The 13821-nt window shown below is 59.4% G+C and carries 15 protein-coding genes; 7 read left to right on the top strand and 8 right to left on the bottom strand.

The window, feature by feature from the left end; genetic code table 11:
- Positions 1 to 38: 38 nt before the first annotated feature.
- Positions 39 to 1175 carry a rhodanese-like domain-containing protein gene (locus HYN24_RS09815; protein WP_117609078.1) on the top strand — a complete coding sequence of 379 codons (1137 nt, stop codon included), beginning with the start codon at positions 39 to 41 and terminating at the stop codon, positions 1173 to 1175.
- An 18-nt stretch (positions 1176 to 1193) separates the two neighbouring features.
- Here HYN24_RS09815 and HYN24_RS09810 read toward each other — a convergent pair whose 3' ends face one another.
- The 5 genes from HYN24_RS09810 to HYN24_RS09790 form a co-directional block, all read right to left on the bottom strand.
- On the bottom strand, positions 1194 to 1646 hold the full coding sequence (locus tag HYN24_RS09810; protein WP_117609077.1) for a putative toxin-antitoxin system toxin component, PIN family: 453 nt from the start codon (positions 1644 to 1646) through the stop codon (positions 1194 to 1196).
- A 114-nt stretch (positions 1647 to 1760) separates the two neighbouring features.
- A complete protein-coding gene (locus tag HYN24_RS09805) occupies positions 1761 to 2732 on the bottom strand; it encodes a TerC family protein (protein ID WP_117609076.1) in 972 nt (323 codons plus the stop codon).
- Between the two features lie 226 nt (positions 2733 to 2958).
- Positions 2959 to 3420 (bottom strand): hypothetical protein, encoded by a 462-nt coding sequence (locus HYN24_RS09800; RefSeq protein ID WP_162888572.1) that lies wholly within the window; start codon positions 3418 to 3420, stop codon positions 2959 to 2961.
- A gap of 150 nt (positions 3421 to 3570) precedes the next feature.
- Positions 3571 to 3846 (bottom strand): hypothetical protein, encoded by a 276-nt coding sequence (locus tag HYN24_RS09795; protein WP_162888571.1) that lies wholly within the window; start codon positions 3844 to 3846, stop codon positions 3571 to 3573.
- A complete protein-coding gene (locus HYN24_RS09790; RefSeq protein WP_117607778.1) occupies positions 3830 to 4330 on the bottom strand; it encodes a TerB family tellurite resistance protein in 501 nt (166 codons plus the stop codon). Before HYN24_RS09790 ends, HYN24_RS09795 begins: the two co-directional genes overlap by 17 nt.
- 120 nt (positions 4331 to 4450) lie before the next feature.
- On the opposite strand from HYN24_RS09790, the gene HYN24_RS09785 reads away from it, so the two are divergent.
- From HYN24_RS09785 to HYN24_RS09765, 5 genes are all read left to right on the top strand, one after another.
- Positions 4451 to 5353 (top strand): LysR family transcriptional regulator, encoded by a 903-nt coding sequence (locus HYN24_RS09785; protein WP_117609075.1) that lies wholly within the window; start codon positions 4451 to 4453, stop codon positions 5351 to 5353.
- Between the two features lie 323 nt (positions 5354 to 5676).
- Positions 5677 to 6054 carry a hypothetical protein gene (locus tag HYN24_RS09780; RefSeq protein ID WP_117610303.1) on the top strand — a complete coding sequence of 126 codons (378 nt, stop codon included), beginning with the start codon at positions 5677 to 5679 and terminating at the stop codon, positions 6052 to 6054.
- A 97-nt stretch (positions 6055 to 6151) separates the two neighbouring features.
- Positions 6152 to 7111, top strand: coding sequence for a tRNA-dihydrouridine synthase (locus HYN24_RS09775; protein ID WP_117609074.1), 960 nt, complete (start codon positions 6152 to 6154; stop codon positions 7109 to 7111).
- Between the two features lie 11 nt (positions 7112 to 7122).
- Positions 7123 to 7788 (top strand): tRNA (guanosine(46)-N(7))-methyltransferase TrmB, encoded by a 666-nt coding sequence (locus tag HYN24_RS09770; protein WP_117610299.1) that lies wholly within the window; start codon positions 7123 to 7125, stop codon positions 7786 to 7788.
- The gene (locus HYN24_RS09765) at positions 7785 to 8099 is read left to right on the top strand and encodes a YkgJ family cysteine cluster protein (RefSeq protein ID WP_117610301.1); all 315 of its coding nucleotides are present in this window, start codon (positions 7785 to 7787) and stop codon (positions 8097 to 8099) included. Before HYN24_RS09770 ends, HYN24_RS09765 begins: the two co-directional genes overlap by 4 nt.
- Positions 8100 to 8129: 30 nt before the next feature.
- On the opposite strand, the gene HYN24_RS09760 is transcribed toward HYN24_RS09765, so the two are convergent.
- The 3 genes from HYN24_RS09760 to HYN24_RS09750 all read right to left on the bottom strand — a co-directional run bounded on the left by HYN24_RS09760 (position 8130) and on the right by HYN24_RS09750 (position 10651).
- A complete protein-coding gene (locus HYN24_RS09760; protein WP_117609073.1) occupies positions 8130 to 8543 on the bottom strand; it encodes a DUF3568 family protein in 414 nt (137 codons plus the stop codon).
- A 92-nt stretch (positions 8544 to 8635) separates the two neighbouring features.
- The gene (locus HYN24_RS09755) at positions 8636 to 9808 is read right to left on the bottom strand and encodes a VWA domain-containing protein (protein WP_117609072.1); all 1173 of its coding nucleotides are present in this window, start codon (positions 9806 to 9808) and stop codon (positions 8636 to 8638) included.
- Positions 9809 to 10651, bottom strand: a complete 843-nt coding sequence (locus tag HYN24_RS09750) for a MoxR family ATPase (protein WP_117610298.1) — start codon at positions 10649 to 10651, stop codon at positions 9809 to 9811.
- Positions 10652 to 11098: 447 nt separating this feature from the next.
- Here HYN24_RS09750 and HYN24_RS09745 point away from each other — a divergent pair, with 447 nt between their 5' ends.
- Positions 11099 to 13687, top strand: a complete 2589-nt coding sequence (locus HYN24_RS09745; RefSeq protein WP_117609071.1) for a bifunctional aconitate hydratase 2/2-methylisocitrate dehydratase — start codon at positions 11099 to 11101, stop codon at positions 13685 to 13687.
- Positions 13688 to 13821: the final 134 nt, after the last annotated feature.

Below are 13821 nucleotides of genomic sequence, written 5' to 3'. Positions count from 1 at the left end.
TGGCTTTTCCATTTTTTCATCCAAGTACAGGGGAAAACATGAAACGTCGTCTAAATCTGCTATGCGCAGGCGTGCTCGTTGCACTTGCCTTCGTTCCCGGTGATTTCGTTGTTGCCACTGCATCTGCCGCCGATACCTCGGTCGAAGCTCCGAAGGCCGGTTGGTACAGCCAGCTGGTTGATGCCGATTTCGTCGCCAAATATGCCGTGTTGCCCAAGCCGGATGGTGTGCAGATCATCGATTCGCGGCCGGCGACACGAAAGTTTGACCCCGGCCATATTCCGACTGCCATGAATCTTCATGACGGTGATTTCGACAAACTCGCCGATCAACTACCGACCGACAAGGCGACGCTGCTGATCTTCTATTGCGAAGGCGTCGACTGCATGCTCAGTCACAACTCGGCCTTCAAGGCTGAGAAGCTTGGCTACACCAACATCAAGGTTTACGCCGGGGGTTATCCGGAGTGGATCAAGAAGGGCAACATGGGGGCAGTTTCACTGCCCTTCCTGAAGAAGAAACTCGATGAAGGCGCGCCGCTGACCCTGGTCGATTCCCGGCCGAAAGAGCGCAAGTTCGACAAGGGACACATTCCCGGTGCGGTCAATATCCCGGATGGTGATTTCGACAAGATGGTGGACCGCCTGCCGGCCGATAAGGCCAGCCCGCTGTATTTTTACTGCGAGGGTCTGAGTTGCAAGCTGAGTTCCGATTCCGCCGTCAAGGCGGTCAAGCTTGGTTATACGCAGGTCAAGGTGGTGCCGGAAGGTTATCCGGGCTGGGTCAAGCTCTATGGCGCCGGGCCGACGACTGGTGCGCCGGCCGCCAAGGTCGTCATCCAGACAACAGCCGACAAGGATGCAATTGCCATTGCCTCTTTCGAGAAAATCCTCAAGGAAGCATCTGACTCGGTCTTCCTCGTCGATGTGCGCGATCCGGCAGAGTTTGCCCTGGGTACGTTCAAGGGGGCCATCAACATGCCGGTGGCAACGGTTGAAAAGCGGGCTGGCGAATTGCCTACCGACAAGCCCGTCATCTTCTTCTGCTCGGCTGGTGGACGTAGTGGGGATGCTCTCGACAAGGCACGCAAGGCCAATCCGAAGATTAAGGCCTACTTCCTTGACGCCAATGTCAAATGGACCAAGGACGGCAGCTACGCCATCACCGAAAACTGATCGGTGCGGGGTGTCGGGCTAGCCTGGCATCCCGGTTTCGCCGGCTGCGCCGGCTGCGCCGAGAATCCGTACGGCGCCAGCCGGCTTCATGATCTGGAAGCCGAGCTTGGTCCGACCCCGCAGCTGTAACAGCGCCTTGTCCTTGCTGACCAGGGCATCCGCACCACAGCGTGCCGCCAGTTCAAGAAATTTCTGGTCATCCCGGTCCTTGCAGCGCGGCAGGGGCGGTGCCTCGCCCTCGGGGAAAACCTGGACGAGGCCGCTGTAGCGGGCGTAACGCTCGGCAATCATCTCCGGTGTCAATTTGAGTTGCGGGTAGGTCAGGACGCGACGTAATTCGTCGAGTGTGCGTTCGTCTACAACGCACTCGATCTGTCCAGCCTCCAGCGCCGCCATGATTGGCACGGCATCGGTATTGGCCCAGTGGAAAAGGTCGAGAACGACATTGGTATCGAGTACGAAGCGCAGCATGGGGCGGGATTCTAGTTGAGAATCCGATTGGGGAAAACAAGACCAGCAGCCTGACTACCTCTCCTCAGTTAAGGATAAGCATGCAGGCATTGGTCGATGTTATTGGGTATGCATTTACGATGTCGCCTTGGAACGGGCATCCTTTTTCAAGGAAAGAATGATCGATGTGGCGATGATCGCGGCGACCACACCGAGTGAGACAGCCACCGGGATCTTGAAAAGGTCGATGAGGAGCATCTTGACGCCGATGAACATCAGTACGATGGCCAGCCCGTACTTGAGCAGGGAGAAGCGGTCGGCCATATCGGCGAGCAGGAAGTACATGGCGCGCAACCCGAGGATGGCGAAGATGTTCGAGGTCAGCACGATGAATGGGTCGGTGGTGATCGCGAAGATGGCCGGGATCGAGTCGACCGCGAAGATCAGGTCGGTGAATTCGACGAGGAGCAGGACGAGGAAGAGGGGCGTGGCGTAGCGGGCGAGCTTGCCGGTTTCTTCCTTGATGATAAAGAAGCGTTCGCCGTGCAGTTCGTCGCTCACCTTCATGTGGCGACGTATCCACTTGATGACGGGGTTGTTGGCAAGGTCCGGGGTGGCGTCGGCGAACCACCACATCTTGATACCGGTGACCAGCAGGAAGGCCCCGAACACGTAGAGCAGCCAATGAAACTGGGTGATCAGCCAGACGCCGGCGAAGATCATCACCGTGCGCATGATGATGGCACCGAGCACGCCAAGGATGAGTACGCGTTTTTGGAGTTCGAGCGGAATGGCAAAGAAGCTAAACAACATGAGCCAGACAAAAACGTTGTCGATGGCCAGCGATTTTTCGATGAGGTAGCCGGTGATGTATTCCAGCGCTTTCTGGTTGGCCAGTTCCCGCCCGGCAGTGCCGTCGAGGTACCACCAGAGAGCGCCGGCAAAAATGAGCGAGACGCCGACCCAGATTCCCGACCAGGTGGCTGCTTCCTTGAGCGTGACTCGGTGTTGCTTGCTGCCGCCGACGACGAAGAGGTCGATGGCCAGCATAATGAGGACGATGACAAAAAAGCCGGACCACATCCACCAGGTGCCAATCGTTTCCATGAGTATTCTCTCCCGCTCAGTAAAACCTTGAGACAGCGCCTGGCCAGTGCACTTTTGAGTGTCGTCTGCGCTTGAGGTGCTGCAAAGGTCTTGCTCGCGGCCCTGTTGCCAGAACCACCCGTGACGCCGGGAACCAGTGAATCATTCCGTGCTGACGACGCCGCGACGAAGAGCTACTCCCCTTTGTGCTCGCTCCGGATTACAACGATCCGGAAGCATTCAACAGTCAGGCATGCGCGTGCTCATAGTGACGCCGGGTCCGCGTGCTCAGGGAGGGAACCGAGCTGTCAGCGACTTCATGCAGGTTGATTTCCCAGAGCTTCATGGCCTCGGCCACCAGCACAGCCTCTCCACCGGAGAGCTCCCTGTCGGCATTGACGACATCCAGCATCATGCGCAACACCTGTTTTTGCAACAAGGGGTGTTGAACTTCGGCGAGCAGAAGGTCAATGCTCTTCACGTCAAGTTCCAGGTGTCCGCTCAGAGTGCGGTGGGCGCTGGTCAGCATGTCGTCACACAGTTCGTGAATCACCTTGTCGAAGCTCTCTTCGTTGAGGCCCAGACGATGAATGCTGTCCGTGTGATCGAGAAGTTTCAGTTCACTCGCATCGATGGCGCCGTCAGCCATCAGGGTCAGGGCAACGAGGCGGCCCATGGCTTGGGGGCTGTCGGTAGGGTAGTTACGCATTTTGAATCTCCTTGAAAGTCGGATTAGTGTTTCGGTTTCGTCCCATTTCGGTGGGCACGGGGACACTATGCGTGTGTTAATTTATTAAATCCAATTAAACAAATTTCTATAATACATTTGGTGTAACTTATGAGTTGTTTGTGCGGCATTTCATAAGTTGGCAATCGCCAGATAGGCCTGCAACTGGCGCTCGGTCGTGCTCCGCTCATCGGTCGGCCGGGCGTTTTGCAGGACAGTTCGTATATCGTCAGCGGATGCTGCCACCGCGGCATCGCTGAAACTGACGCGAAAGGATTCCTGAATCTCCGGCAAATCAACCCGTTGATCACGGGCCGGCCTGTCCTGGCGCATGACGAACTCACGGAGGATGCTGCTGCGCAACGGCGTTGCGGCGGCACTGGTCGGTAGTCTATCCAGTGGCAACATGATGACTTGCTCCGGTACTGCTGACCGTTGAGCCGTGACGGATTGGCGTATCTGAAGACAGGCAATGGCGCGGGACGGATGAATCGGTCATGCCGCACAAGTTCATGTCCCAGCGCTCGAGGGCCAGTGCAATCAATGAGGCTTCGCCGGCAGTCAGGCGATGGTCGGCATGGACGATATCAAGCAAGATGCGCAGTATTTTTTTCTGCAGCACGGGATCGCTGATTTCGTCGAGCAGCGCTTTGATGGCCAGTTTATCCAGTTCGAGTCGCCCGGAAGCATGGCGTTGTGCACTGGCCAGCATGTCCGTGCAGTATTCGTAATAGATCGCGTCGAACTGCTCGTTGTCCAGGCCGAGTCGAGCCATCACGTTCTGCCGCTCAAGCAACAGGATTTCACTGCGATCAATGGCCCCGTCGGCCATCAATGCCAGTGCCACAAGGCGGGCACCAGCTTCCGGGCTGTTGTTGGTGTATTTACGCACTTCGGGTCTCCTTGAAAAGGTCGGGTCGATATTTGCAGTGCTTGCAATGCCACTATCGTTGCTGAAACATATAAAATCCAATTAAACAATTGATGACCAATAATTTGTTGAGGCTTATATATGCCACGTCGTCGCATTACCTTTCGCCAGCTGGAAACCTTTGCTGCTGTCTCCCGGCTGAATAGTTTTACCAAAGCGGCGGACGCACTCCACCTGACTCAGCCGGCTGTTTCCATACAGATAAAGCAAATTTCGGAGACTATCGGCCTACCTCTTTTCGAACAGACCGGGCGCGATATTGCATTAACGCCCGCTGGTGAGGAATTGCTCAAAACGGTGCGCAGCCTCGATGACATCTGGAATCGATTCGAGTCGGCAGTCGACGAGCTGAAAGGGCTGAGACGTGGCAAATTGCGTGTCGCCTTGGTCACCACCGCCAAGTATTTTCTTCCCCGCATGCTGGGCGCCTTTTGCCAGCGTTATCCGGATATTGATATCGAACTGGAGATCGCCAACCGCGCAAAAATTGTCGAGCGCCTGCGCAACAATCAGGACGATCTCTACGTAATGTCCTATCCACCTGATGATCTGGATATCGTCAGTCTGCCCTTTCTTGACAATGAGTATGTCGTGATTGCCCCGGCTACCCATTGGGCCGTCGGCAAACCTGTTTCGATCCAGGACCTGGCCAGCGAAGCGTTCCTTTTGCGCGAACTGGGTTCCGGGTCACGTCACGTTATCGATCAGCACATGCAGGCGCTCGGTACGCAACTCAAAGTGCGTCTCGCGCTCGCCAGCAATGAGGCGATTCGTGATCTGGTCGCTAGCGGCATGGGCTTGTCCGTTCTCTCGCGCCATGCGCTGGGTAACGGTTTCGCGCGGGATGGTCTGGCTATCCTCGAAGTTGAAGGATTCCCGCTCAAGCAGGCATGGAATGTCGTGCACCTGAGCAGCAAGATTCTCTCGTTACCGGCTCAAGCTTTCCTCGATGCATTGCTCAAGGAAGGCCTTGGTGGCGTGTGAAAAACTGAGTAAGCACACGAGGTGAAGGCATCTAAGTCGGGAGATTTTGGTCGGCGGCCTATGGCCGATTGGGTGAGATCGCCAACGGTAGTTCGGAACCGTGTATTTTTCTGAACCGCGAATTGGCTGAGCGGCAGCTTTGTTCCCGCTCGACGACCGGACTGGGCCCTTTGCACACATTGACGATCAGCATCCGTCAGGCCCCAGCGTTGCCGAGCCTTGTGCCTGAGGCGTAATCATCTGTCAGCGTTGCAACGTGTCGCCGGATGCCGCCTATACTGAGGTTGGAGCCTTGTCGGTTCCGCGATGCCGAGGAGTCGATCATGCGTAAACTTATTCTTCCCGCCTTGCTGGCCCTGGCGTTGCTGGTGCCGCCGGCTTATGCCCAACGTGGCTATGGTCACGGGGGATATAGTCACCATGGCGGTGGAGGCTCGGGCTGGGCTGGCCTGGCTGTGTTTGGTGCGCTGACCGGCTTGGCCATCATGGCGGAACGGAGCCGGCCGGCTTATGCCGATCCTTACTATGGCGGGCCGTATTATCCGCAACAGCCCAATGATGTGGTGCAACTGCCCGCACCCATTCCAGCACAGCCTGCCAATGCATCGGGTTCCTGGTATTACTGCGGGTCGAGCGCCATGTACTACCCCTACACGCAGGCTTGTCCTGAGGGCTGGCAAGCCGTCCCCGCCAGGCCGTAAGGCAGGTTCGCGGGCGGCGAAATCCCGGCGGCCGACTGGGCTGGTCGTCGGGCGGCTTATAATGCCCGCCTTCATAACGCCTTGTCCGGAACTAACGATGTCCCGCATTCTTCTCGCCCCCATGGAAGGGCTTGCCGACGATTTGTTGCGCGGCGTGCTGACGGCCATTGGCGGATACGATTGGGGGATTTGCGAGTTTGTCCGGGTGTCGGCCAATGTTCTGCCGGTCAAGACCTACGAGCGGATTTGCCCGGAACTGCTGAACGGTGGCCGGACGGCAGCGGGGACGCCAATGCGGGTTCAGTTACTCGGGTCAGACCCATGCCTGATGGCTGAGAATGCGCGGCGGTTAGTGACGCTCAACCCGGCTGGCATCGACCTCAATTTCGGCTGCCCGGCGCCGACAGTCAATCGTCATCGCGGCGGCGCAGCCCTGCTCGGCGAACCCGAATTGCTCAACGAAATTGCCAGCGCCGTGCGCGCTGTAGTCCCCGCACATATCCCGTTCACCGCCAAGATGCGCCTCGGTATCGACGACACCAGTCGGGCCATAGACAACGCTCAGGCCCTGGCTGCCGCAGGTATCGACGAACTGATCGTGCATGGCCGGACGAAAGTGGACGGCTATCGTCCGCCAGCGCGCTGGGAGTGGATCGACCGGGTGCGTGCCGCCATCGCCATTCCGCTGATTGCTAACGGCGAGGTATGGACCGTCGAGGATTTTCGCAACTGCCAACTGGCGACCGGGTGCCCCGACATCATGATTGGTCGTGGCGCCGTCGCCGATCCGCTCCTGGCGCGGCGGGTGCGCGGCGAGGCGACGGACGGCTGGGCGGAAATCAGGCCGGCCGTGGGCGACTATTGGCTGGGGGTGCGCAAGAAAGTGGTGGCGGTGCATGCCGGCGGCCGGCTCAAGCAATGGCTGGCCATGCTGCGCCGTCATTACCCGGAGGCTGCAGTGTTGTACGATTTGCTGCGCCCGATCAAGGGGGCCGCCGAGATTGATGCCGCGCTGATGGCCGAGGGGCTGCTTACCCAGCAACAGCTGGCGGCATGATGGATAGCACCATGTCAGGAAATTCCCGCTTTATCGCCAGCGCCCAGGAGGGGGCCCACCGTGATCTGGAGGGACTGGTCCGCCGCCACATGGCGCACCCGTTCCGCAAGCCGGTGGCTGATTACAACCGCGCCGCCTTTGCCCTGGCGATGGCGGCCCGCGCCGCCTGGAATCGCGAGGCACCGTTGATTCTCGATGCCGGCTGCGGTGTTGGCTGGAGTACGCAGCGCATTGCCGAAACCTTTCCCGATCATTTTGTTCTTGGCGTTGATCAGTCGCTCGACCGCATCAGTCGTGGCAAGCCCTTGCCGATGCCGGCCAATGCCTTGCTCATTCGGGCCGATTTGGTCGATTTCTGGCGCCTGCTCGCCGAGCACCGGATTCGTCTGTCTCGGCATTACAACCTCTACCCCAATCCGTGGCCGAAAATCGGCCATCTGGCCCGGCGCTGGCAAGGCCACGCGGTGTTTCCGGTGTGGCGCGAACTGGGCGGTGAAGTCGAATGCCGCAGCAACTGGCGCATCTACATCGAGGAAATGGCGCTGGCCCTGAGCCTTCTTTCAGGTCAGCCCGTGGTTGCCGAACCGTGGCAGACGGCTGACCCGATGACGCCCTTCGAGAAGAAATATCTCGCCTCCGGCCACGAACTGTGGCGCTGTCGGGTCAGCCTGCCATGAGTGTCTGCCAGACTTGCGGTGCCTGCTGCGTCAGCTTTCGCGTCGATTTTCATCCGGCCGAACTGGCTGGCGGTGCATTTGCCTGGGAGGCGGGTGTGCCGCTGCACATGACCGTGCCGGTTAACGCCAATATCGTTCGCATGGCCGGTACCGATGCGGCGGCAGCGCGCTGCGTTGCCCTCGTTGGTGAGATCGGGGCTCAGGTCGGTTGCAGTATCTATGGCAGTCGTCCGTCGCCGTGCCGGGAGTTCGATACCGAACATGCCGCCTGTAACCGGGCGAGACAACGCTGCGGGCTGGACCCGCTTTAAGCGCCAGTGCCCGTCTTGCTGCCGGCGTGGTCAGCCGCGGCCAACGGCAGCTTCGGTCTGGTTGGTGATTTCGGTGGCGGTCGCCGAGTCCAGCGTCAGGCCACCTTCGTTGCGGGCAATCGTACGCATGCGGGTGGTGTTTGCCGTCAGGACTTCCAGTTCGATTTCGATAGTGCGGCCACCGGCTTTTGCCGTGATCCGCTCACCCTGCTCGATTTTCTCAGTTGGGCCGGGTTTGATCGACATCTTTTTCAGGGCGGCAAGTACCGCCACGTGGACCCGGGGCAGGGTGGCGGTAAAGGTGCGCGAAGCCTGGCCATTGCTGTGATGGGTGAACAGTGCACTGGCCCCGACCCCGGCCGCCGAGATGGCTACCGGCGCGCAGGCTGGCAGGCAGGTGGCTATGCCGATAAGGAGGAGGGCAGGTGCGTATTTACGAAACATGGTTGGCCAACAGTGTTTATGCACGGAGATTCTACGTCCAATATCGGACTGCGTGGGTTTTTTTCACACGCGGACAGACGCTCTTCTCAGCGCTATTTCGACAGGCTGCGCATGGCCCGTTCCAGGCCGTCGATGGTTAGCGGAAACATCCGTTTGCCGAGCAGTTGATCGATCATCTGGATGGATGGCGTGTAGTTCCAGTGGGCTTCCGGCAGCGGGTTGAGCCAGGCGGCACGCGGCCAGGTGGTAAGCAGGCGTTCGAGCCAGACAGCGCCGGCCTCTTCGTTCCAGTGTTCGACACTGCCGCCGGGACGGGCGATTTCGTAGGGGCTCATGCTGGCATCACCTACGAAAACCAGCTTGTAATCAGGCCCGTAGGTGTGGATGACATCCCAGGTTGACAGCTTTTCGCTGTGACGACGGCGATTGTCCTTCCACACCCCTTCATAGACGCAGTTGTGGAAGTAGAAGTGTTCGAGATGCTTGAATTCGGCCCGGGCGGCCGAGAACAGTTCCTCGCAGGCCTGGATGTGATCATCCATCGAACCGCCGATGTCAAGGAAGAGCAGTACCTTGACGGCATTGTGGCGCTCGGGCCGCAGGTGCAGGTCAAGCCAGCCGCCGTTGCGGGCGGTGCCGGCAATGGTGCCGTCGAGATCGAGTTCGGTGGCGGCGCCTTTGCGGGCAAAGCGGCGTAACCGGCGCAGGGCGACCTTGATGTTGCGTACGCCGAGATCGACCGTGTCATCGAGATTGCGGAACTCGCGCTGGTCCCATACCTTGATTGCAGTGCGGTTGCCCACTGAGTCGCCGCCGATGCGTACCCCTTCAGGGTTGTAGCCGCCGTGGCCGTAGGGCGAGGTGCCGGCCGTGCCGATCCACTTGCTGCCCCCCGAGTGGCGTTCCTTCTGCTCGGCCAGGCGCTCCTTTAATTGCTGGAAAATTTTCTCGTAGCTGAGTTTCTGCAGTTTCAGGCGATCCGCTTCCGACAGATGGCGGCGTGCGGCCAGTTCCAGCCATTCCTCCGGGACTTCCGGGGCAAAGCCGGGGAGGGATTCGATGCCGCGAAAATACTCGCCGAAGGCCCGGTCGAAGCGGTCGTACAGCGCCTCGTCCTTGACCAGCAGAGCACGTGACAGCAGGTAGAAATCGTCGAGGCTGCCACTGACCAGTCGCGCGTCAAGGGCTTCGAGCAAGGCCAGCAGTTCGTTGGTGGACACCGGCAGCTGACGGGCTTTCAGGTGCAGGAAGAAATCGACCAGCATTTACGTCTTGCGGCGCGCCATGAAAGCCAGACGTTCAAAGAGGTGCACATCCTGTTCGTTCTTGAGCAGGGCGCCATGCAGCGGCGGGATGGCATCCCTGGCCTCGCTGGCGCGCAGGGCTTCGGGCGGGATATCTTCGGCCAGCAGCAGTTTCAGCCAGTCGATCAGTTCGCTGGTCGACGGCTTCTTCTTGAGTCCGGGGACCTCGCGCAGATCGAAAAAGACTTCGAGCGCTTCCTTGAGCAGTTCGTGCTTGAGTACCGGGAAATGCACGCTGACGATGCGCTGCATCGTTTCCCTGTCGGGAAACTTGATGTAGTGAAAAAAGCAGCGGCGCAGGAAGGCGTCCGGCAACTCTTTTTCGTTGTTGGAGGTAATGATGATGAGCGGCCGGTGCTTTGCCCTGATAGTGCGGTGCAACTCGTAGCAATAAAATTCCATGCGGTCGAGTTCGCGCAGCAGGTCGTTGGGGAACTCGATGTCGGCCTTGTCGATCTCGTCGATCAACACAACTGAGGGTTCGTCGCATTCAAAAGCCTGCCACAGCACGCCATGCACGATGTAATGCGAGATGTCCTCGACGCGCGGGTCGCCGAGTTGCGAGTCGCGTAGCCGGGAAACTGCGTCGTATTCATAGAGACCCTGCTGGGCCTTGGTGGTCGACTTGATGTGCCATTGAAAGAGCGGCATGCCCAGCGCACTGGCCACTTCCTCGGCGAGCAGGGTCTTGCCGGTGCCCGGTTCGCCCTTAATGAGCAGCGGGCGTTGCAGGGCGATGGCGGCGTTGACTGCCAGGGTCAGGTCGCGGGTGGCGACATAGGTATCGGTGCCTTCAAATTTCATGTCGGTGCTCGGCAATCGTCGTTGGGGGGCGATCAAATTGTAAAGGCAAACCAATTTAGGCAGGACGCCAAACAGGAATCGGCATCGTTTCGGCGCAGTTGCTCAGGCATTTAATGACGCGCCGCAACAATTTCTGGCCTGTGGAAACGGCTGCCATCAGCAATCTTTATCCCCATCAGGGTCGGACAAGGCTGTGGATAAGCTCGGGACAGTTGCTGTAATCTATTGAGCGACAATGGTTTTGAGGGCTCTGCCTAAATAATAGGCAGGTTGGCGATGGACCCGCGTTTGCCCCGATCAGGTCTAGCCTTAAGGGTGATATAACATATAAAATATATAAGACCCGCAAGTCACGGTGGCGGGCCGTTGTTTTTCGAACTATCAGGCCGCCGCCGTTGTCGTAAAATATTCGTTTCCCAGAGCAACCCTTTACGAAAGGAAGTCGCCGTGCTTGAAGCCTATCGCGCCCACGTTGCAGAGCGTGCAGCCCTCGGTATCCCCCCGCTGCCCCTGTCCAAGCAACAGACCACTGAACTGGTCGCCCTGCTGAAAAATCCGCCGAAGGGCGAAGAAGCTGCCCTGGTCGAACTGATCACCTACCGCGTGCCGGCCGGTGTCGATGATGCCGCCAAGGTCAAGGCCGAGTTCCTGGCCAAGGTTGCCAAGGGCGAAGAAGCCTGTTCCCTGATTTCCAAGGTTAAAGCGACCGAACTGCTCGGCACCATGCTCGGCGGTTACAACGTCAAGCCGATGATCGACCTGCTGGCCAGCGCCGAGTGTGGCGCCGCTGCCGCCGAAGGCCTGAAGAAGACCCTGCTGGTTTTCGACTTCTTCCACGATGTCGCCGAACTGGCCAAGGCTGGCAACGCCAATGCCGTCGCCGTCATGCAGTCGTGGGCCGATGCCGAGTGGTTCACCTCGCGTCCGGAAGTCCCGGCTTCGCAGAAGCTGACCGTTTTCAAGGTGACTGGCGAAACCAATACCGACGACCTGTCGCCGGCCCCGGATGCCTGGTCGCGTCCTGACATCCCGTTGCACGCCCTGGCCATGCTGAAGAACCCGCGTCCGGGTATTGAAGCCGACGAGCCGGGTTCGCGCGGCCCGCTCAAGCAACTCGAAGCCCTGGCCAAGAAGGGCAACCTGATCGCCTACGTCGGTGACGTGGTCGGTACCGGTTCTTCCCGCAAGTCCGCCACCAACTCGGTGCTGTGGTTCACCGGCGAAGATATCCCCTTCGTCCCGAACAAGCGTTTCGGCGGCGTCTGTCTCGGCTCCAAGATCGCCCCGATCTTCTTTAACACCATGGAAGATGCCGGTGCTCTGCCGATCGAACTCGATTGCGGCCAGATGGACATGGGCGACGAGATCGAACTGCGTGTCGATGCCGCGACCGCAAAGGTTACTGCACTCAAGAACGGTAACGTGATTGCCGAATCCCAGCTGAAGACTGCCGTGATCATGGACGAAGTCCGTGCCGGCGGCCGTATCCCGCTGATCATCGGGCGTGGCCTGACGACCAAGGCGCGCGAATTCCTCAAGCTGCCGCAATCCACCCTGTTCCGTCTGCCGCAAAACCCGGCCGACGACGGCAAGGCTTACTCGCTGGCCCAGAAGATGGTCGGCAAGGCCTGTGGCGTCACCGGCATCCTGCCCGGCACCTACTGCGAGCCGAAGATGACGACCGTTGGTTCGCAAGACACCACCGGCCCGATGACCCGCGACGAACTGAAGGATCTGGCCTGTCTGGGCTTCTCTGCTGACCTCGTCATGCAGTCCTTCTGCCACACCGCGGCTTATCCGAAGCTGGTCGACGTCCGCATGCACCGCGAACTGCCGTCCTTCATCTCGACCCGTGGCGGCGTTGCGCTGCGTCCGGGCGACGGCGTCATCCACTCCTGGCTGAACCGCCTGCTGCTGCCGGATACCGTTGGTACCGGTGGTGACTCGCATACCCGTTTCCCGATCGGCATCTCCTTCCCGGCCGGCTCCGGTCTGGTCGCTTTTGCCGCCGCCACCGGCGTCATGCCGCTCGACATGCCGGAGTCTGTGCTGGTTCGCTTCAAGGGCAAGATGCAGGAAGGCATCACCCTGCGTGACCTGGTTAACGCCATTCCGTACTACGCCATCAAGGCTGGTCTGCTGACCGTCGAGAAGAAGGGCAAGAAGAACGTCTTCTCCGGCCGCATCCTCGAAATCGAAGGTCTGCCGGACCTCAAGGTCGAACAGGCTTTCGAACTGTCCGATGCCGCCGCCGAGCGTTCTGCTGCCGCCTGTGCCGTCGCCCTGAACAAGGAACCGATGGTCGAGTACATGCGTTCGAACATCACCCTGATGAAGTGGATGATCGCCGAAGGCTACTCGGATGCCCGCACCCTGAAGCGCCGCATCAACGCCATGGAAGACTGGATCGCCAACGGCACCCTGCTCAAGGCTGATGCCAACGCCCAGTACGCCGCCGTGATCGAAATCGATCTGGCCGAAGTCACCGAGCCGATCCTGGCCTGCCCGAACGACCCGGACGACGTCAAGCTGCTGTCCGAAGTCGCCGGTGCCAAGATCGACGAAGTCTTCATCGGCTCCTGCATGACCAACATCGGCCACTTCCGTGCTGCCGGTAAGGTCCTCGAAGGCAAGTCGGACATCCCGACCCGTCTGTGGATCGCTCCGCCGACCAAGATGGATGCCCTGATCCTGACCGAAGAAGGCTACTACGGCGTCCTCGGCAAGTCCGGCGCCCGCATGGAAATGCCGGGTTGTTCGCTGTGTATGGGTAACCAGGCACAGATCCGCAAGGGTTCCACCGCGATCTCCACCTCGACCCGTAACTTCCCGAACCGCCTCGGTATCGATACCCAGGTTTATCTCGGTTCCGCTGAACTGGCCGCCATGTGCGCGCTGGCCGGCCGCATCGTGACCGTTGCGGAATACATGGAGCAGATCAAGCTGGTCAACGCCAAGGCTGCTGAAGTCTACCGCTACATGAACTTCGACCAGATTCCGGAGTTTGTCGAGCAGGCGGCTACGGTCGAGATGTAATTTGCGACATCGGCCGGTTTTTCCGGTCGACGGTAGCAATCTGAGAAAGCCCCTGTCGGGAAGCCGGCAGGGGCTTTTTGCATGGCGCACGGATTCAGCTTGGGGTTATCCGGGCGCGCGGGATGGCTATATTT

This window comes from Dechloromonas sp. HYN0024, from assembly GCF_003441615.1.
Taxonomy (GTDB): Bacteria; Pseudomonadota; Gammaproteobacteria; order Burkholderiales; family Rhodocyclaceae; genus Azonexus.
The sequence above is the reverse complement of the archived record's forward strand: the minus strand, read 5'-3'. Positions and strand labels throughout refer to the sequence as shown.

Coding starts and splice junctions, on each gene's coding strand:
- HYN24_RS09800 (WP_162888572.1), bottom strand. CDS start 3,420: ATGCGTAACTACCCTACCGACAGCCCCCAAGCCATGGGCCGCCTCGTT.
- HYN24_RS09805 (WP_117609076.1), bottom strand. CDS start 2,732: ATGGAAACGATTGGCACCTGGTGGATGTGGTCCGGCTTTTTTGTCATC.
- HYN24_RS09775 (WP_117609074.1), top strand. CDS start 6,152: ATGTCCCGCATTCTTCTCGCCCCCATGGAAGGGCTTGCCGACGATTTG.
- HYN24_RS09785 (WP_117609075.1), top strand. CDS start 4,451: ATGCCACGTCGTCGCATTACCTTTCGCCAGCTGGAAACCTTTGCTGCT.
- HYN24_RS09765 (WP_117610301.1), top strand. CDS start 7,785: ATGAGTGTCTGCCAGACTTGCGGTGCCTGCTGCGTCAGCTTTCGCGTC.
- HYN24_RS09750 (WP_117610298.1), bottom strand. CDS start 10,651: ATGAAATTTGAAGGCACCGATACCTATGTCGCCACCCGCGACCTGACC.
- HYN24_RS09755 (WP_117609072.1), bottom strand. CDS start 9,808: ATGCTGGTCGATTTCTTCCTGCACCTGAAAGCCCGTCAGCTGCCGGTG.
- HYN24_RS09780 (WP_117610303.1), top strand. CDS start 5,677: ATGCGTAAACTTATTCTTCCCGCCTTGCTGGCCCTGGCGTTGCTGGTG.
- HYN24_RS09795 (WP_162888571.1), bottom strand. CDS start 3,846: ATGTTGCCACTGGATAGACTACCGACCAGTGCCGCCGCAACGCCGTTG.
- HYN24_RS09770 (WP_117610299.1), top strand. CDS start 7,123: ATGTCAGGAAATTCCCGCTTTATCGCCAGCGCCCAGGAGGGGGCCCAC.
- HYN24_RS09810 (WP_117609077.1), bottom strand. CDS start 1,646: ATGCTGCGCTTCGTACTCGATACCAATGTCGTTCTCGACCTTTTCCAC.
- HYN24_RS09760 (WP_117609073.1), bottom strand. CDS start 8,543: ATGTTTCGTAAATACGCACCTGCCCTCCTCCTTATCGGCATAGCCACC.
- HYN24_RS09815 (WP_117609078.1), top strand. CDS start 39: ATGAAACGTCGTCTAAATCTGCTATGCGCAGGCGTGCTCGTTGCACTT.